The organism is Sandaracinaceae bacterium (assembly GCA_016706685.1).
Lineage (GTDB): Bacteria > Myxococcota_A > Polyangia > Polyangiales > Houyiibacteriaceae > JADJJE01.
The window spans coordinates 123,535-140,012 of record JADJJE010000013.1 but is presented as its reverse complement, the minus strand read 5'-3'; the positions used below and the strand labels follow the sequence as shown (position 1 = coordinate 140,012).

At 70.3% G+C, this 16,478-nt stretch carries 15 protein-coding genes; 6 read left to right on the top strand and 9 right to left on the bottom strand.

All coding sequences use genetic code 11. The annotated features are described in order from the left end of the window. Positions 1-9 precede the first annotated feature (9 nt). Positions 10-1,398 (top strand): ATP-dependent RNA helicase DbpA, encoded by a 1,389-nt coding sequence (gene dbpA / locus IPI43_16895; GenBank protein ID MBK7775785.1) that lies wholly within the window; start codon positions 10-12, stop codon positions 1,396-1,398. 61 nt (positions 1,399-1,459) lie between these two features. Here dbpA and hemG read toward each other — a convergent pair whose 3' ends face one another. Genes hemG through IPI43_16875 form a run of 4 tightly spaced genes read right to left on the bottom strand, consistent with a single transcriptional unit; the run spans position 1,460 to position 6,068 of the window. Beyond that, on the bottom strand, positions 1,460-2,857 hold the full coding sequence (hemG, locus tag IPI43_16890; GenBank protein ID MBK7775784.1) for a protoporphyrinogen oxidase: 1,398 nt from the start codon (positions 2,855-2,857) through the stop codon (positions 1,460-1,462). 4 nt (positions 2,858-2,861) lie between these two features. After that, positions 2,862-3,893, bottom strand: a complete 1,032-nt coding sequence (gene hemE, locus IPI43_16885; GenBank protein ID MBK7775783.1) for a uroporphyrinogen decarboxylase — start codon at positions 3,891-3,893, stop codon at positions 2,862-2,864. Between the two features lie 26 nt (positions 3,894-3,919). Beyond that, positions 3,920-5,215: a bifunctional folylpolyglutamate synthase/dihydrofolate synthase gene (locus IPI43_16880; GenBank protein MBK7775782.1), complete on the bottom strand. Its 1,296-nt coding sequence runs from the start codon at positions 5,213-5,215 to the stop codon at positions 3,920-3,922. A gap of 13 nt (positions 5,216-5,228) precedes the next feature. After that, entirely contained in the window at positions 5,229-6,068 is an 840-nt protein-coding gene (locus IPI43_16875; GenBank protein MBK7775781.1) for an acetyl-CoA carboxylase carboxyltransferase subunit beta, read from the bottom strand. Positions 6,069-6,195: 127 nt separating this feature from the next. Here IPI43_16875 and IPI43_16870 point away from each other — a divergent pair, with 127 nt between their 5' ends. Continuing rightward, positions 6,196-7,623, top strand: coding sequence for a hypothetical protein (locus IPI43_16870; GenBank protein ID MBK7775780.1), 1,428 nt, complete (start codon positions 6,196-6,198; stop codon positions 7,621-7,623). Here the strand turns inward: IPI43_16870 and IPI43_16865 are convergent. Next, complete coding sequence (locus IPI43_16865; GenBank protein MBK7775779.1) at positions 7,591-8,352, bottom strand: hypothetical protein; 762 nt, start codon at positions 8,350-8,352, stop codon at positions 7,591-7,593. The genes IPI43_16870 and IPI43_16865 overlap by 33 nt on opposite strands. Positions 8,353-8,395: 43 nt before the next feature. Here IPI43_16865 and IPI43_16860 point away from each other — a divergent pair, with 43 nt between their 5' ends. Beyond that, positions 8,396-9,055 carry a helix-turn-helix transcriptional regulator gene (locus IPI43_16860; GenBank protein MBK7775778.1) on the top strand — a complete coding sequence of 220 codons (660 nt, stop codon included), beginning with the start codon at positions 8,396-8,398 and terminating at the stop codon, positions 9,053-9,055. Here IPI43_16860 and IPI43_16855 read toward each other — a convergent pair. Further along, entirely contained in the window at positions 9,047-9,985 is a 939-nt protein-coding gene (locus tag IPI43_16855; protein ID MBK7775777.1) for a hypothetical protein, read from the bottom strand. The genes IPI43_16860 and IPI43_16855 overlap by 9 nt on opposite strands. A 114-nt stretch (positions 9,986-10,099) precedes the next feature. Between IPI43_16855 and IPI43_16850 the strand changes: the two genes are divergently transcribed. Continuing rightward, positions 10,100-11,125, top strand: coding sequence for a Gfo/Idh/MocA family oxidoreductase (locus tag IPI43_16850; GenBank protein ID MBK7775776.1), 1,026 nt, complete (start codon positions 10,100-10,102; stop codon positions 11,123-11,125). Then, a complete protein-coding gene (locus IPI43_16845; GenBank protein ID MBK7775775.1) occupies positions 11,122-11,928 on the top strand; it encodes a hypothetical protein in 807 nt (268 codons plus the stop codon). Before IPI43_16850 ends, IPI43_16845 begins: the two co-directional genes overlap by 4 nt. 31 nt (positions 11,929-11,959) lie before the next feature. Here the strand turns inward: IPI43_16845 and pgeF are convergent, their stop codons facing one another. Genes pgeF through IPI43_16830 form a run of 3 tightly spaced genes read right to left on the bottom strand, consistent with a single transcriptional unit; the run spans position 11,960 to position 15,597 of the window. Beyond that, the gene (gene pgeF, locus IPI43_16840; protein ID MBK7775774.1) at positions 11,960-12,724 is read right to left on the bottom strand and encodes a peptidoglycan editing factor PgeF; all 765 of its coding nucleotides are present in this window, start codon (positions 12,722-12,724) and stop codon (positions 11,960-11,962) included. Positions 12,725-12,731: 7 nt separating this feature from the next. Continuing rightward, entirely contained in the window at positions 12,732-13,742 is a 1,011-nt protein-coding gene (locus IPI43_16835; protein MBK7775773.1) for a 2-oxoacid:ferredoxin oxidoreductase subunit beta, read from the bottom strand. Between the two features lies 1 nt (position 13,743). Continuing rightward, positions 13,744-15,597: a 2-oxoacid:acceptor oxidoreductase subunit alpha gene (locus tag IPI43_16830; GenBank protein ID MBK7775772.1), complete on the bottom strand. Its 1,854-nt coding sequence runs from the start codon at positions 15,595-15,597 to the stop codon at positions 13,744-13,746. A gap of 140 nt (positions 15,598-15,737) precedes the next feature. On the opposite strand from IPI43_16830, the gene IPI43_16825 reads away from it, so the two are divergent. Continuing rightward, positions 15,738-16,385, top strand: a complete 648-nt coding sequence (locus IPI43_16825) for a phosphoribosylanthranilate isomerase (protein ID MBK7775771.1) — start codon at positions 15,738-15,740, stop codon at positions 16,383-16,385. Positions 16,386-16,478 lie beyond the last annotated feature (93 nt).

The following is a 16,478-nucleotide window of genomic DNA, read 5'->3' as shown; positions in this document are numbered from 1 at the left end:
GTGGCGGCCATGACCACGGACTTCGCGTCGCTCTCCCTCTCTCGCCCGCTGCTCGACGTCGTCGCGGAGCTCGGCTTCGAGACGCTCACGGAGATCCAGGCGAAGTGCATCCCGCTCCTGCTCGCAGGGCGCGACGTGATCGGGCAGTCGAAGACCGGCAGCGGCAAGACCGCCGCGTTCGGGCTGCCCATGCTGGAGAAGCTGGAGCTCAGTGACCGCTCGCTGCGCGCGCTGGTGCTGTGCCCCACGCGTGAGCTGTGCGACCAGGTGGCGCGGGTGCTGCGCACGCTCGGCCGGCGGCACGCTGGGCTGCAGGTGCTGGTGGTGGCCGGTGGCAAGCCGCTGGCTCCGCAGCGAGACGCGCTCGCGCGCGGCGTGCACGTGGTGGTGGCCACGCCAGGGCGGCTCATCGACCTCCTCGACCGCGGGGCCGTGTCGCTCGGGAACGTGGGCATGGTGGTGCTGGACGAGGCCGACCGCATGCTGGAGATGGGCTTCCGCGAGGACATGGTGAAGATCCTGAGCAAGACGCCGGCCGGGCGGCAGACGGCGCTCTTCTCGGCCACCTTCCCCGCCGGCGTCGAAGCCATCAGCCGCGCCTATCAACGTGACCCCGTGCGCATCACGGTGGAGGACGGCGAAGCCGCTCCCGACATCGAGCAGCTGGCCTACGACATCGGCCGCACGGAGCGTGAAGAAGCGCTCGTGGCCGTGCTGGGCCTGCACCCGCACGCATCGGCGCTGGTGTTCTGCAACCTCAAGGCCACGGTGGACGCGCTGACCACGCGGCTCGCGAGCGCGGGCGTGAGCGTCGCCAAGCTGCACGGCGACCTCGAACAGAAGGACCGCGACCGCGTCATGGCCAAGCTGCGCAACCAGAGCACGCGCGTGCTCATCGCCACCGACGTGGCCGCGCGCGGCATCGACGTGCAGGCGCTGGACCTGGTGGTGAACTACGACCTCCCCACCCAGGCCGAGGTCTACGTGCACCGCATCGGGCGCACCGGCCGCGCCGGGCAGCGAGGCCTGGCCGTGACGCTCACCACGTCGGGCGAGCGCCGCAAGCTGGTGGAGCTGGAGCAGCTCACGGGCTTCAAGCTCACGCGGCGCACCCTGCCCGCCGCGCCGGCAGCCGCAGCGGCCCCGGTCGCACGCGACGCCGCCATGGTGACCCTGTACGTCTCGGGCGGCCGCAAGGAAAAGGTGCGCCCCGGCGACATCCTCGGCGCCCTCACCGGCGAGGCCGGCGGCTTCAGCAGCGATGACATCGGCAAGATCGAGATCCACGAGCACTTCACGTATGTCGCGGTGGCCAAGGCGATTGCGAACGAAGCGGTGAGGAGCCTGTCGAACGGGAAGATCAAGGGCCGACGGTTCAAGGTCGGCTTCGTGGAGTGAGCCGGGGGGGAGCCATGGATCGAGACGGGAGGCTGACCATCGACTGTAGGATCCTCAGGCTTCAGTCCGGGGTGCCAATGTGCCCTAAAGCAAGCCGCACAGCAGCCTCAGCCGACGCCACCACGTCCGGCATGCCCACCCCACGATACGCCCCGCCTACCAAGCTCAACCCCGGCTGCGCCGCGACGTGCCCCTCGATGCGCGTCACCCGCTGCAGATGACCCACGTGGTAGCGCGGCATCGCGTTCACGTAGCGGTCCACGCGCACCAGCCCCGGGCTCGCGTGGATCCCCACCAGCTCACGCAGCGCCGCCCGCGCGAACGCCAGCAGGCGGTCGTCGGACTCCAGGTGGATGGTGGGCTGGCTGTTGCCGCCGAAGAACACGCGCAGCAGTGCGGCGTCGTCCGGCGCGCGGCCGTCCCACTTGGCGCTCGAGTAGGTGCAGGCCATCACGCTGCGGCGCTCGACGGCGGGCACCACGAAGCCGTAGGCGTCGAGCGGACGCGGCAGGTCGCTCTGCCGGAACGCCATGGTCACGGCAGCGGCCGACCCCAGCGCCAGCGCACCCAGCTCGGTGGCCAGCGCAGGGGCGAAGGGGCTCACCAGGCGCGCCACCTGGGGCGAGGGCAGCGCGAGCACCACGTGGGCCGCGCGCGTGCTCTCGGTGCGTCCGTCTTGCTCCCAGGTCACCGCGTAGCCGCCGGCGTCGGGCACCAGTGACGTGACCCGCGCCCCGAGCCGCACGCGCGGAGCCACCTGCGCGGCGAGCGTGTCGGTCAGCTCTTGCATGCCACGCGGCAGGCTGACGAACAGTCCGTAGCGCGCGCCCGAGGACACCTCGCCGCTGGCCTGCGCCGCCTGCGCCAGAGTGCGCGTGACGCCCCCCGGCTGCTCGGCGTCCAGGAAGCGCGGCATGGTGGCGCGCAGGCTCAGCACCTCCGGATCGGCGCCGTAGATGCCGGCCGCCAGCGGCTGGGCCAGGCGCTCCAGCACCTCCGCGCCGTAGCGCCGGCGCACGAAGCTGGCCAGGCTGTCGTCTTCGCGCACGTGCGCGGGGATGACGCGGTCGGCGAGGGCCCGCAGCTTGCCGGCCGGGCTCAGGATGGGTGAGCGCAGCAGCGCCGCGAAGTCCGTGGGCGCCAGGATGGAGAACCCATCCGGGATGCGCTCGAGCCGCCCGCGCGTGACCACATAGGCGCCGCTGGCCCCACTGCGGGTGCGCAGCAGGCGTGGCCCGAGGCCCAGCTCGTTGGCCAGCGCCAGGCCCGCGGGCTTGGTGGTGATCATGGACTCCGGGCCGCGCTCGATGACGAAGCCGCCCGTGCACTCGGTGGTGACCAGGCCGCCCAACCGGTCGCTCGCCTCGAGCAGCGTCACGTCTCGCGAAGGGTCGTCGCGCAGCAGCCGGTGCGCAACCGCAAGGCCGCCCAGCCCACCCCCGACGACCACCACGCTCATGGGCTCAGCGCCCCTCGGCCAAGCGCGCGCTTGCCTCGTGCACGTGGTCGATCAGCGCGCGCACCTGCGCCGGGTCCGCCTCCGGCATGATGCCGTGACCGAGGTTGAAGATGTGCCCCGGGCGGCCCACCGCCTGCTGGAGCACCTCGGTGGCGGCTCGGAACATGACGTCGCGCGGGGCGAGCAGATAGGCCGGGTCCATGTTGCCCATGATGGCCGTGTCCCCGAGCGCGTCCCACTGCGCACCGAGCGGCACGCGCCAGTCCACGCCGATGACGTCGCCGCCCGCGCGTTGCATGAGCGGGTAGAGCGCGGGGTTGCCGGTGCCGAAGTGGATGGACGGCACGCTCTTGTCGAGGCCGTCGAAGATGCTCTTCACGTGCGGGAACACGTAACGCTCGTAGTCCGCCGGCGAGAGGCAGCCCACCCAGCTGTCGAACAGCTGCACGGCCTGCGCGCCCGCGCGGATCTGGGCGTTGAGGTACACCGTGATGGCCCGCGAGAACTTGCCCATGAGCGCGTTCCACAAGCCCTCGTCGGCCTGCATGAGCTTCTTGGTCTCGTAGTAGTTCTTGCTGCCGCCCCCCTCGATGGCGTAGCTGGCCAGCGTGAACGGGGCTCCGGCAAAACCGATGAGCGGCACCTTGAGCGCGCGCCGCGTCTGGCGGATGGCCTCCATCACGTAGCCCAGCGACTCGTCGGGATCGATGTTGTCGGCCACGCCGTCCACTTGGGCTGCGGTGCGGATGGGCTTCAGGATCTTCGGCCCCATGTCCGACTTGAACTCGAACCCGATGTGCATCGGATCGAGCACGAGCAGGATGTCCGCGAAGATGATGCCCGCGTCCGCGTTCAGCTGCTCGGCCGCCAGCACGGTGACCTCACACGCCAGCTCGGGCGACTTGCACAGCTCGATGAAGCTGACCTTCTCCCGGATGGCGCGGTACTCGGGCTGGTAGCGCCCCGCTTGCCGCATCAACCACGCGGGCGTGAACGAGGTGGGACGGCGGGCACAGGCGTCGAGGAAAGCGCTCATGGGAGACGGCTATAGCAGCGGCCCGCTCACATGGCGATGGGCGGGTCACTGCGCAGGCCCAGCAGGTCTGCGCGCACTTCACCCAGGAGGTGAATGGAGCCCCCCACCACCACCAGCCCGTCGGGCCCGGCCAGCTTCTTCGCGCGCTCGAGACCGGCGTGCACACTGGACGCGGCAATGCCCGGGCGCAGCTTCAAGAACTTCGCGGCGCGTGCCGCCCTGGTCACCGGCGGGGTCACGTAGACGCGCTTGTCCACCACGCCGTCGAGCGCGGCCAACATGCCCACGTGCTCTTTGTCGAGCATGGCCCCGAACAGCAGCACCACGCGGCCAGGGTGGGCACGCCGCACCAGCTCGCGCGCCAGCGTGCGGCAGCCGTCGGGGTTGTGGGCGGCGTCCATCAGGAACGCGGGCAGCCCGTCCTTGGCCGGCAGCCACTCGAGGCGCCCGGGCCAGCTCACCTTGGACAGCCCGGTGCGAATGGCCGCGTCCGGAATCTCCATGCCCTTGCCGCGCAGCGCGAACAGCGCCGCCACAGCGCAGGCCGCGTTGTCCGGCTGGTGCGCGCCGGCCAGCGCCAGCTGCAGCCCGTCGATGCTCGCGTCCTTCACGTCCACGCGGTACACGGGCTCGCCCCGCTTCTCGCCCGTGGGCGTGATGGAGAAGTCTCGCCCGAGGCGCCACGACGTGGTGCCCATGCGCCGCACCTTCTCGGTCATGACGGCCGCCGCCACCGGGTCCCGCACGCCGGTCACCAGCGGCGCGCGGGCCTTGATGATGCCGGCCTTCTCGCGCGCGATGGAGCGGATGTTGTCGCCCAGCACGTGCATGTGATCGAGCCCGATGTTGGTCACCACCGTGACCGTGGGCGACACCACGTTGGTGGAGTCGAGCCGCCCGCCGAGCCCCACCTCCAGCACCACCACGTCGCAGCCGTGCTCGCGGAAGGCCTCGAACGCGGCCACCGTGGTGTACTCGAAGAACGTGAGCTGCGGCAGCCGTGGGTCGTCGCGCAGGGAGAACAGGCGACGCGCCATCTCCGCCTCGGCAATGGGCCGCCCGTTGATGCGAATGCGCTCCACGTAGCGGTGCAGGTGCGGCGAGCTGAACCAGCCCGTGCGGTAGCCGGCCGCCCGCAGCGCGCGCTCGGTCATGGCGCACACGCTGCCCTTGCCGTTGGTGCCCGCCACGTGCAAGTAGCGCAGCCCGTCGTGTGGGTTGCCGCGCAGCGAGAGCGCCGCTTGCATGGGCGCTAGCCCCAGCTTCACGCCGCGGCTCTCGAGCCCGTACATCCAGGTCAGCGCCTCTTGATACCCACTCATTCCGGAAGTGGCCTCAGTCGAGCAGATGATCGAGGGTGCGCGCAATGGTGGCGCGCATGTCGTGGCGCTCGGCGATGACGTCCAGCATGCCGTGGTCCAGCAGGAACTCCGAGCGCTGGAAGCCGTCCGGCAGCGTCTGGCGGATGGTGTTCTCGATGACGCGCGGCCCGGTGAAGCCGATGAGCGCGCGCGGCTCGCCGATGTTCACGTCGCCCAGCAACGCGAAGCTGGCCGCCACGCCGCCCGTGGTGGGGTTGAGCAGCACGCTGATGAACGGCATGCCCGACTCGCGCAGGAGCCCCAGCGCCGCCACGGTCTTGGCCATCTGCATGAGCGAGAGCGCGCCCTCTTGCATGCGCGCGCCGCCCGAGGCGCTGAGCAGGATGACGGGCTGCTTCTTCTCGGCGCCGCGCTCCATCATGCGGGTGATCTTCTCGCCCACCACCGAGCCCATGGAGCCGCCCATGAAGCGGAACACGAAGCAGCCCAGCTGTACCGGCCGCCCACCCATGTTGCCGGAGCCCGCCATGAAGGCGTCGTTCACGCCGGACTTCTTGATGCTGCTGACCAGGCGGTCCGAGTAGGGTTGCGAGTCCACGAAGTGCAGCGGGTCGAGCGAGCGCAGGTTCTCGTCGTGCTCCACCCAGGAGCCCGGGTCCACCAGGTACTGCACCCACGCCTCGGCGCTGAGCGCGTAGTGGTGGCCGCACTTGGGGCACACCTCCAGGTTCGCGGTGAAGTCCTCGGCCTTCAGCGTCTCGGCGCAGCCATCGCAGCGCCGGAACACCCCGCGACCGAGGCTCTTCTTCTCCGAGGCGTCACCAACCGGCTTCTTCTTTGCGAACAGCGCCATGAGGGGTGGCAGGTAGCACGAAGCCTGCGGCCGGAAAAGGACGAGCCTCTACCGGGTGGTCAGACGGTCGTTGGTGACACCCTGGGTGGCTGTGAGAGCGTCCCCGCAGCCAGCAAGCGGGAGCGCCATGTCCGAGCCGTCATCACCCTACCTGTACGCGCGCGGCCCGTGGCCGCAGCCTGACCCCCTCCGCCCCCACGACGTGGCCCCAACGGTGCTGCACCTTCCGCGCGAAGAGCGGGAAGAGTGGGACCGCCACATCGGCGCGCGGTACCGCAAGCAGGTCGTCCTCGAGTCATTGCCCGCGGCGCGCTGGGCACGGCAACACACGGGCGTGAAGCTGGTCAGCGACGCGCGCTTCGTCGAGATCCTGGCCGACGGAATCTTCTCGAAGTTCCTGACCCCTCCCGTGGACGAGTACGACCTCGCGCTGTTCGAGGCGCGCGTGCCCGATGTTCGGCAAGAAGGCCGCTACTTCAAGGCGGACTACACGGTGGTGCGCGCCATCCGACCAAAGGACGGCGTGTCGGTCGCGCCCACCATCGTGCTCTTTCGCGTGCTGTCCAGGCACCGCTACGAAGTGGCCTCCATCTCGGTGGACCGCGTGGTCTTCCTGCCGGGCGACGGGGATGGCTGGAGCCTGGCCAAGGTCTTCGCGCTGCAAGCAGGGGGCATCGCCACCACGCTCTACATGCACCCGATGGTGCACTTCCCCACCGACGCAATGAACGCCATCGTGAAGACGCTGCTCCCGCGCGGCCACGACCTCCAGCGGCTCTTCCTCCCGCACTTCTACTTGGCGCTCGGGATGGCAGACGCGGTGCTGCACGACGCCGACACCGTGATGAACACCACGCGCTTCTACAGCCCCTATCCGGGGGCCCTCGAAGAGCACTGGGAGGCCGTGGCCGCGACCTGGAGCGGCATGAAGCGCCCCGACCGCAGCCCCAACAGCGCCTATCCAGAGTACAGCTTCAAGCTCGGCCCGCGTGAGGTCCACTCCCCCTACGGCGACTTCCTGGCGCGCTACTACCAGACGCTCCGCGCGTTCGGCCTCGAGGTCGCCCTGCGGCTCGAGCAGGACACCGCGCGCAGCGAGCTCGCGCGCCATCTCTCGTTCTGGATCCGCGGCTTCCCCGGCCCCGCCGAGTTCGCCGAGCCGGAGGTCTTCGCGGAGGTCTTCGCGACGGTGGTGTCCGACGTGGCCATCGGTCACACGGCCGACCACGCCCTCTTCGGGGCCGTCGACATCCAAGAAGTGCCCATGCGCGTCCGAGCGCCCATCCCGCACGCCGTCGAGGTGGATCCGTTCGACCCATCGAAGCTGACGAAGTGGAAGGACGCCTTCAGCTACCGGATGTGCATGAAGATGTTCTTCGCCGCACACCCCATCACCCGCCTGGCGGACATTGACTACCAGTTCACCGATCCCGAGCTGATCGCGGCCAACGTTCGCTTTCGAGCAGCGCTGGCCGAGACGGAGCGAGGCATCCTGCGAGACGGCATTCGCAACTACGTGCCGCTACGCGACATCGCGCCGAGCGTGCAGTTCTGAGGGGGCATGGGCGGTCACCCCATCGGACGGCTCCGGGGCTTTGCCCCATAGCCGACGGAACAGCAGCAAGTGGCCGAGCAGCGCGGTGAGCACTAGCAGCGTGGGCAGCCACACGTACGGCACGGTGGTGACGAAGGTGTTGGCAGGCTCGTTCATGAACACACGCAACGACCCGGGGGCCGACAGCAGCGCCACCACCACGATGTTGGCCAGCAGGCCGACGCCAACGAGGTTGAAGGCCAGGGCCACGCGCCGGGCGAGGACGTCTCGCTCGCCACGGGAGGCCACCAGCAGCGCCACGGGCACGGCCAACAGGGCGGTCACCACGTCGAAGTTGCGACCGAGGTAGGTCATCTGCACTGGGACGAGTCCGTCGGCGTGGAGTCGGTGGAGCAGCAGCTCGACAGGGAGGCGGAAGACCTGCATCCCCACCAGCGCAGCCAGGGGCACGCCGACCGCGAGCCGACGGCCGAAGGGCGACAGCACCAGAAGGATGGAGAGCAGCGCGCAGCCTCCCATGAAGCGCACGAACAGCGGGGGCGTGCCCCGGAAGTCGGCCAGCACGCCCGAAGCTGCGAGCATGGCGGTGATGCCCAGCCAGGCGGCCACGGCCGCAGCACCGAGCGCGGTGGCTCGAAGCGAGCTCGCGAAGGCCGCGCGGATGGCGGCGACGAGCATCAGGGCGACAGCGAAGACGAGCGCCGAGAAGAGTGCCGCGGTGGTGGTCATGAGCCCTAGCCTTATGATTCGGATTCATATAGCATAAGATTCAATGAGCGATACCGTCAAGGATCGGAGCTACGGTCAGTTCTGCGGGCTCGCGCGGGCGCTCGACGTGTTGGGAGAGCGCTGGACGCTGCTGGTGGTGCGGGAGCTCCTGCTGGGCCCGCGTCGCTTTCGGGAGCTGCTCACGTCTCTCGAGGGCATCGGCCCCAACCTGCTGACCACACGGCTGCGCACGCTGGAGGCTCGAGGAGTCGTCGAGCGCACTCGCCCCGCAAGGGCTCCGCACGACCTCTATCGGCTCACGGCACGCGGCAGGGCGCTCGAGCCGGCGCTGCTGGCGCTGGCTTCGTGGGGCAGCCCGCTGCTGGGCGAGCCCAACGTGGACGCGCGCTTCGACGTTGGCTGGATGGTGCTCTCGTTGAAGCGCTTCTACCGGCAGCCGCCGCATGCCTTTCGCGTGGGCCTGGCGCTCGATGGACGGCTGTTCACGCTCGGGCTGGGGGGCAACGCCCTCGATGTGGAGGAGCGCGAAGCACAGCGCCCGGATGTCCTCATCGAGGGCGAAGGGCTGGCGCTGGCCCACGTGCTCTATCGTGGCGCCTCGCTGGACGACGCCATCGCCCGCAGCGCGCTGCGGGTGGAGGGCGACACGGCGCTGCTGCTAGCGCTGCGCCGTGCCCTGTCCGTGCCCACCGCGTCAGGGTAGCGCGGTGACCTGCTCGGTGCGGCTCTCACGCACCACCATGTGGAAGCGCTGGAGCTCCGGGCCGGCTTGGACCGTGAAGGTGGTGTCGAGGACCATGCTCATGGACACGGTGGGCGAACGCGAGGTGCCATCCAGCGGCAGGGCACCGCGGTGAGTGGTCTCGAGGCTGCCGTTCACGAAGGTGGCGCTGGGAGGCAGGCTGGGGATGCCGCTCAGGCGCCCGGTCATGCTGGCCTCGAGCACCAGGCACGGCTGCGTGCCCACGGTGACCAGCTCCACCGCGCGGACCTGGCCGCGCAGCTGCACCTCGCCTAGCCCAGCGGCGGCCAGCTCGCGCTCGGCGACGGCGTCGTTGATGTTCCAGCGCTCGCCCACGCGGCGCGGCGTGGTGGACCCGAAGACCTCGTCGTCCGAGATAGCCGACACCTTGCGCGAGACCACGACGCCGAGCGCCTCGGCGATCTCTGCCGCCACCGGCGCACCGCCCACGGTGATGCGCGCCGAACCCTCCGGCGTGGTGGCCCGCTCCACGACGACCACGGTGCCACGCGCGAGCGGCGTGATCTGCGCTCCCGCACGCTCCACCTCGAAGGTCTCGATGGTGTACTCGGAGGTGGTGGGCGAGCCCAGCGCGTTCACCGCGAGCACGCGCTCCACGGCCACCATGCGCACCACCGTGCGCTCGTCACGGACCGGCGCGGCGGCGCCCCGCTGCTCCATGCGCATGGTCTTTTCACCGCTGACCTCGATGCGGTAGCGCGAGCCCACCGTACGCGGACGCTCGAAGCGAATGGCGTGCCTGTCACGCGGGCCCGGCGTCTGGGCGGCCAGCGTGGACACCGCGAGCAGGGGCCCGAAGCAGGCCGCGAGAGTGGCGGCGATGACCCAGGGGGAGCGCGAAGAGCGAGATGTATGGGTGGGGTTGTTCACGAAGACCTCCTTGCCCCGCGTGGCCGTCCATGGCTGCAGGCCGCGACACGCTAGCATAGCGGCCCTTCACTCTGCCCATCGCATGCGCCCGCCGATGTCGGGTATCGTCTGCCCATGGAATCCCGGCCCACGACACCTCCGCTGCGCATCGGCATCCTCGGTGCCGCCCGCATCGCACCGTTTGCGCTCATCGCACCGGCGCGCGAGGTGCCTGCGGCCAAGGTGCTGGCCGTGGCCGCCCGCGACGCAGGCAGGGCAACGGCGTTCGCCAAGCGGCACGGCATCCAGCTGGCCTTCGGGAGCTACGAGGCCCTGCTGGCCAACGCGAACGTGGACGCCGTCTACAACCCCCTGCCCAACTCGCTGCACGCGCCCTGGACGCTGCGCGCGCTCGAGGCCGGCAAGCACGTGCTGCTGGAGAAGCCCTTCACGTCGAACGCTGCCGAAGCCGAGTCCGTCCTGGCCAGAAGCGCGAAGAGCGGGAAGGCGGTCGTCGAGGCGTTCCACTGGCGCTTCCACCCCATGGCGGCCCGCCTGGTGGAGCTGTGCCAGCACGGCCCCTACGGGCGCATCGAGCACATCGAGACCGCCATGTGCATCCCCCTGCCCATGCCCAGCGACATCCGCTTCCAGCTGTCGCTTTCGGGCGGCGCCATGATGGACACCGGCGCCTACGCAGCGCACATGCTGCGGCAGCTGAGCGGTGAGGAGCCCACGGTCACGCGCGCCAAGGCCACGCTGATGAGCCCAGGCGTGGACCGCGCCATGGAGGCCGACGTCACGCTGCCGAGCGGCGCCACCGGACACCTCGAGTGCTCGCTGCTCTCGCGGCGGCTCCTGAAGGTGGGCGTGCGCGTGCGCTTCGAGCGGGGCGAGCTGCGCGCGTTCAACCCGGTCGGCCCACAGCTGGGGCACCGCCTGCGACACCGCCGCCATGGCGAGCGCTGGCAGAGCGAGTCCTTCCCGCGGCGCACCACCTACTCCTATCAGCTCGAAGCGTTCTGCGCGCACGTGCTGCACGGCGCCCCCGTTCCGGTCGGGCCGGGCGACGCGCTCGCGAACATGCGCTTGATTGATGCCGTCTACGATGCGGCCGGCCTGTCACGACGCGGTGCCACGGGAGAGCGAGGCGTGCGATGACCACGACCCGCCCCAAGGGCCCCTCGGCGCCCCCGCCCCAGCGACCGTCCATCGCGCCCACCAAGCGCCCCTCCATGGTTCCGCCGGCGCGCCCTTCCGTGGCTCCAGCGGCGCGCCCCTCCATGGCTCCACCCAAGCGTCCGTCCACCTATCCGGTGGATCGCCGCTGCCCCGTGCATGGCCTGGCGTTGTCCCCAGACGGGCGCTGCCTGCGCTGCAACACCGAGCGTCGCCCCACCCGTCGAGGGCTCGAGCCCTTGCTGGAGCCCACGTCCCGGCTCACGAAGCTGTTGGTGGCGCTGGTGCTGGCGTGCCTGCTGGGCGCCGCCCTGGTGCTGAGCAGCGAGGACGAGCCCGCCCCCACCGCCCGAGGGCTCGTGGTGGAGCGCATCGCAGAGCCGCCGGCCCCCGCGCCGGTCGAAGCCGACCCCGCGCTGGCCGCCGCCCAACGGGAGAGTGAGCGTCGGGCGCGTGAGGCCGCCGCGCGGGATACGGCCGAGGCCGCGGAGGCCGCACGGCTGCAGCGCGAAGAGGCCGCGCGGGCACGCGCGCAGGTGCCCATCGTGCTGTACGGGACCTCGTGGTGCGGAGCCTGCCGCCAGGCGCGCAGCTACCTGCTGAGTCAGGGCATCGCCTTCCGGGATCTGGACGTGGAGACAGACCCCGCGGCGCGCGCCGAGTACGTGCGCCTGAACCCCAGGCAGACGGTGCCCACCCTGGACGTGGGCGGGAGCGTGCTGACCGGGTTCAGCCCCGCGGCGTTCGAGCGAGCCCTAGACCAGGCGGTCGCCGGCTCGCGGTGACGTGCGGCGCACCAGCCCGCGCCAGCGCTGTCTAGAGCCCGCGGCTGACGACGACGGCCAAGTGCCGCCCCGTGCGCCCCGCATCGCGCCGGTAGGAGAAGAAGCGCGCGGCGTCCTCGAAGGTGCAGCCCCCCACGTCGTCCACGTGCGTAACGCCCGCACGCACCAGCTGGTGGCGCACCAACGCGGCGAGGTCCACGTGTGGCTTCTCGCCCCCGCGCTGCACCACGCCCGCGCCCGGCGCAGCCGCCTCGGCGGCCTCCGCCACCTCGCTGCCCACCTCGAAGTGGGCCACGCGGATGTGCGGGCCCACGGCGGCCACCAACGCGCTCGGCTGCGTGCCGAACTCCTGCTGCATACGCTCGATGGTGCGCGCCAGGATGTGGTTTACCGCGCCGCGCCAGCCCGCGTGCACCGCCGCGACCGCGCCGTGCTCGGTGTCGGCCAGCAGGATGGGCACACAGTCGGCCGTGCGCACGCCCACTACCAGCCCGCCTGCGGGGGCAATGAGCGCGTCGTGCTCTTCCTGCCGAACCGCCACGGGGTCCTCGCCCGCGGCCACCAAGCGCACGCTCGTGCCGTGCACCTGGCTGGCCTCGAACAGGGCGTCACGCGGATAGGGCACGCGCGCGGCGAAGCGGATGTGGTTCTCCCACACGCACTCCTCCTCGTCGCCCACGCTGCGCCCCAAGTTCAGCGTGCCGAAGGGCGCATCGCTGACGCCTCCGTCGCGCAGCGAGAACGCGTGGGCGAACCCCGCGTCCCTGAGCGCTGCGCTCCGGACGACGTCGGCCATGCTGGGCTCAGACCACCTTCCAGGTGTGGCCCTTGCGCAGCTCCTTCAGCATGTCGGCCTTGCCCGAGCGCTCCACCGCCATGCGGTTCTGCGTCTGGACGCTCTCGTCGTAGACGGGCGCTTCGCTGCGGTAGAGGACGCCCAGCGCCACCGCACCCGGCAGGTCGGCCAGCAAGAAGGCCTGCGCGAGGTTGGTCTCGTCGTGCACCAAGATGTCGGCCTCGGTGACGCCGTCGCCCAGCTTCACGATCTCGGCAGTGAGCGACGTGGTGTTCAGCCGAACACCCATCTCGCGGTTGGCACCGAAGAGGATGGGCTTGCCGTGCTCGAGCCACACCTGATAGGCGGGGCCCGACTTCTTGTCGCGGATGTGCTCGAAGATGCCGTCGTTGAACACGGGGCAGTTCTGCAGGATCTCCACGAAGCCCGTGCCGCTGAAGTCGTGCGCTTCCTTCAGCAGGTCCGCGAGGTCCTTGCTGACGTCGAAGCCACGGCCCACGAACTTGGCGCCCGCGCCCAGCGCGAAGCGAGCCGGCGTGAGCGGCTGGTCGAGCGAGCCCATGGGGCTGGACGGCGTGACCTTGCCCACGGCGGTGGTGGGCGAGTACTGGCCCTTGGTGAGCCCGTAGATCTGGTTGTTGAACAACATGATCTGCAGGTTGAGGTTGCGACGCAGCACGTGCAGCAGGTGGTTGCCGCCGATGCTGAGGCCGTCGCCGTCCCCCGTGACGACCCACACGTCCAGCTCCGGGTTGGCCAGCTTGACGCCCGTGGCCACCGCAGGCGCGCGCCCGTGGATGGTGTGGAACCCGTAGGTGTTCATGTAGTAGGGGAAGCGGCTGGAGCAGCCGATGCCCGACACGAAGACCGTGTTCTCGGGGGAGGCGCCCAGCTCGGGCAGCAGGCGCTGCACGGCGGCGAGGATGGCGTAGTCGCCGCAGCCGGGACACCAGCGGACCTCTTGGTCGGAGGTGAAGTCGGCACGCGTGTAGGTGCTCTTGGGGACGTTCGGGCTCATGTCACTGTCCTCCTTCGAGGTTCTGCTGGATGGCGGTCACCAGCTCGGAGATGCGGAAGGGCTGACCAGCGATCTTGGCGACCGACTTGCAGTCCACCAGGTACTCGGAGCGCAGCAGGCGCGCGAGCTGCCCGTTGTTGAGCTCTGCCACGACCACCTTGTCGAAGCGCTTCAGCAGGTCACCGAGCTTGTTGGGCAACGGCCAGATGTTGCGCAGGTGGTAGTGGCTGACCTTCTGCCCGTTCTTGCGGCACTGACGCACGGCCTGGCTGATGGCGCCGTAGGTGCCGCCCCAGCCCACCATGAGCACGTCGCCGCTGTCGTCGCCCTGGTCCACCGCAGCGTCCGGGTAGTCGTTGGCGACGTTGTTCACCTTCTGGGCGCGCAGCAGCGTCATGGCGTGGTGGTTGTCGGCGTCGTAGCTGATGTGGCCCGACTTCTGCGCCTTCTCGAGGCCGCCGATGCGGTGCGCCAAGCCCGGCGTGCCCGGCTTGGCCCACACGCGCCCGAGCGTCTGCTCGTTGCGCTTGTAGGGGTGGAAGCCCTCGCTGTCAGTGTGGAAGCTGACCGGGAACGGCTTCATGGCGGCGAGGTCCGGGATCTCCCAGGGCTCGGCGCCGTTGGCGATGTACCCGTCGGTGAGCAGCATGACCGGCGTCATGTACTTCACGGCGATGCGCACGGCCTCGATGGCCATGTAGAAGCAGTCGCCCGGGGTGGCCGCCGCGAGCACGGGGAGCGGCGCGTCACCATTGCGCCCGAACACGGCCTGGTAGAGGTCCGACTGCTCGGTCTTGGTGGGCAAGCCCGTGGACGGGCCGCCGCGCTGCACGTCGCAGATGATGAGCGGCAGCTCGGTGATGAACGCCAAGCCGATGGCTTCGCCCTTGAGCGCCACACCGGGGCCCGAGGTGCCGGTGACGCCGAGCGCCCCCGCGAAGCTGGCGCCGATGGCCGATGCCACGGCCGCGATCTCGTCTTCGGCCTGGAACGTGGTGACGCCGAAGTGCTTGAGTTTGGCCAGGTTGTGCAGCAGGCCGGATGCCGGCGTGATGGGGTAGCTGCCGTACATGATGTTGAGGCCCGCGAGCGCGGCCCCCTGCACGAGGCCCCAGGCGAGCGCCTGGTTGCCGTCCACGCTGCGGTACTCGCCGGGCTTCAAGTCCGCTTTGGGCACCTGGTACGCGCCGATGCCGCCAGGCATCTCGGCCGTCTCGCCATAGGCGTGACCCGCGTTGAGCGCCGCGATGTTGGCCGCCGCCAGGTTGGGGTCCTTGGCGAACTTCTGGTTGAGCCAGTCCACCGTGGACTGCCGGTCGCGGCCGAAGAGCCAGAACATGAGCCCGAGGGTCCACATGTTCTTGCAGCGCCCGCCGTCCTTGGCGCCCAGGCCGAACTCGGCCACGGCGGCGAGGGTGAGCTTGCTGATGTCCAGCTTGATGACGCGGAAGCGCGCGAGCTCGTCGCCGTCGAGCGGGTTGGTCTCGTAGCCGGCCTTCTTGAGGTTGGGCGTGTTGAACGCGCCCTCGTTGATGACCAGCAGGCCGCCCGTCTTGAGCGTGCCGGAGTTCACCTTCAGCGCAGCCGGGTTCATGGCCACGAGCACGTCCGGGTCGTCGCCCGGGGTCATGATGTCGTGGTTGGCGAAGTGCACCTGGAAGCCGGAGACGCCGTACAGCGTGCCGGTCGGAGCGCGGATCTCGGCCGGGAAGTCCGGGAAAGTCGAGAGGTCGTTGCCCATCAGCGCGGTGGCCGTGGAGAACTGTTGACCCGTGAGCTGCATACCGTCACCGGAGTCACCCGCAAATCGGATGACGACCGAGTCGAGCTCTTCGCGCTGCGTCGTGCTGGTCATGAGGAGGCTTCCAGAGAGAAACTGAAGGGGGAGCGAGGGCGTGGCGCGCACCATCCAAGGCGAGCCGGACCCGGGCGGACTGGAATATTGGTGAAGAAGGGGTCGCGCGCCAGCGCATTTGTGCAAGATGAAGGGGCAGCATGGCGCACACGACGCGAGTCAAGGTCTGCGGGGTCCGGACGCCGGAGGACGCGCTCGCCTGCGTGGCGGCTGGGGTGGACACGCTGGGCCTCAACTTCTGGCCGGGCACCCCGCGCTGCGTGGACGTTCCGCGTGCTCGCGCCATCCTCGCCGAGCTTCCAGCAGGGCTCGAGGTGGTTGCCGTGTTCGTGGACCAGGGCCTCGACTTCGTGCGCCGGGTGCGCAACGAGACGGGCATCGCCTGGGTGCAGCTGCACGGCGAAGAGCCCCCCGAGGACGTGGCCGCGCTGCTCCCCTACGCCTACAAGGCGCTCGGCGTGCTGGACGTGTCGCCTCTCGACGAGGTGCGCCGCTTCCCGGGGGAGCACATCCTGCTGGACGCGCGGGTGCCCGGCGCCATGCCCGGTGGCACGGGCGCGCGCTTCGACTGGGCGCTGGCCACCCAGACCGCGCTGGAGCGCAAGCTGACGCTGGCCGGGGGGCTCACGCCGGACAACGTGGCCGAGTGCGTGCGGCTGGTGCGGCCCTACCGCGTGGATGTGGCCAGCGGTGTGGAGTCGGCGCCTGGCGTGAAGGACGCGGAGAAGGTCCAGGCGTTCGTACAGGCGGTGCGCCACGCGGACGAGGCGCGGAACACCTCGATGTAGGCGCATGCTGCACCAAGCCTGACCTAGCCAGGATCAGGCCGGACCGCCGCCCGCCGCGCCTGTTCGCCGTGCGGCGAACGCCTTCGTGGCAGA

What these genes read in the sequence shown, in the direction of transcription:
- IPI43_16860 (MBK7775778.1), top strand. Translation starts at nt 8,396, where the DNA reads ATGAGCGATACCGTCAAGGATCGGAGCTACGGTCAGTTCTGCGGGCTC.
- IPI43_16880 (MBK7775782.1), bottom strand. Translation starts at nt 5,215, where the DNA reads ATGAGTGGGTATCAAGAGGCGCTGACCTGGATGTACGGGCTCGAGAGC.
- IPI43_16870 (MBK7775780.1), top strand. Translation starts at nt 6,196, where the DNA reads ATGTCCGAGCCGTCATCACCCTACCTGTACGCGCGCGGCCCGTGGCCG.
- IPI43_16830 (MBK7775772.1), bottom strand. Translation starts at nt 15,597, where the DNA reads ATGACCAGCACGACGCAGCGCGAAGAGCTCGACTCGGTCGTCATCCGA.
- IPI43_16875 (MBK7775781.1), bottom strand. Translation starts at nt 6,068, where the DNA reads ATGGCGCTGTTCGCAAAGAAGAAGCCGGTTGGTGACGCCTCGGAGAAG.
- pgeF (MBK7775774.1), bottom strand. Translation starts at nt 12,724, where the DNA reads ATGGCCGACGTCGTCCGGAGCGCAGCGCTCAGGGACGCGGGGTTCGCC.
- IPI43_16825 (MBK7775771.1), top strand. Translation starts at nt 15,738, where the DNA reads ATGGCGCACACGACGCGAGTCAAGGTCTGCGGGGTCCGGACGCCGGAG.
- IPI43_16865 (MBK7775779.1), bottom strand. Translation starts at nt 8,352, where the DNA reads ATGACCACCACCGCGGCACTCTTCTCGGCGCTCGTCTTCGCTGTCGCC.
- dbpA (MBK7775785.1), top strand. Translation starts at nt 10, where the DNA reads ATGACCACGGACTTCGCGTCGCTCTCCCTCTCTCGCCCGCTGCTCGAC.
- IPI43_16835 (MBK7775773.1), bottom strand. Translation starts at nt 13,742, where the DNA reads ATGAGCCCGAACGTCCCCAAGAGCACCTACACGCGTGCCGACTTCACC.
- IPI43_16850 (MBK7775776.1), top strand. Translation starts at nt 10,100, where the DNA reads ATGGAATCCCGGCCCACGACACCTCCGCTGCGCATCGGCATCCTCGGT.
- IPI43_16845 (MBK7775775.1), top strand. Translation starts at nt 11,122, where the DNA reads ATGACCACGACCCGCCCCAAGGGCCCCTCGGCGCCCCCGCCCCAGCGA.
- hemG (MBK7775784.1), bottom strand. Translation starts at nt 2,857, where the DNA reads ATGAGCGTGGTGGTCGTCGGGGGTGGGCTGGGCGGCCTTGCGGTTGCG.
- hemE (MBK7775783.1), bottom strand. Translation starts at nt 3,893, where the DNA reads ATGAGCGCTTTCCTCGACGCCTGTGCCCGCCGTCCCACCTCGTTCACG.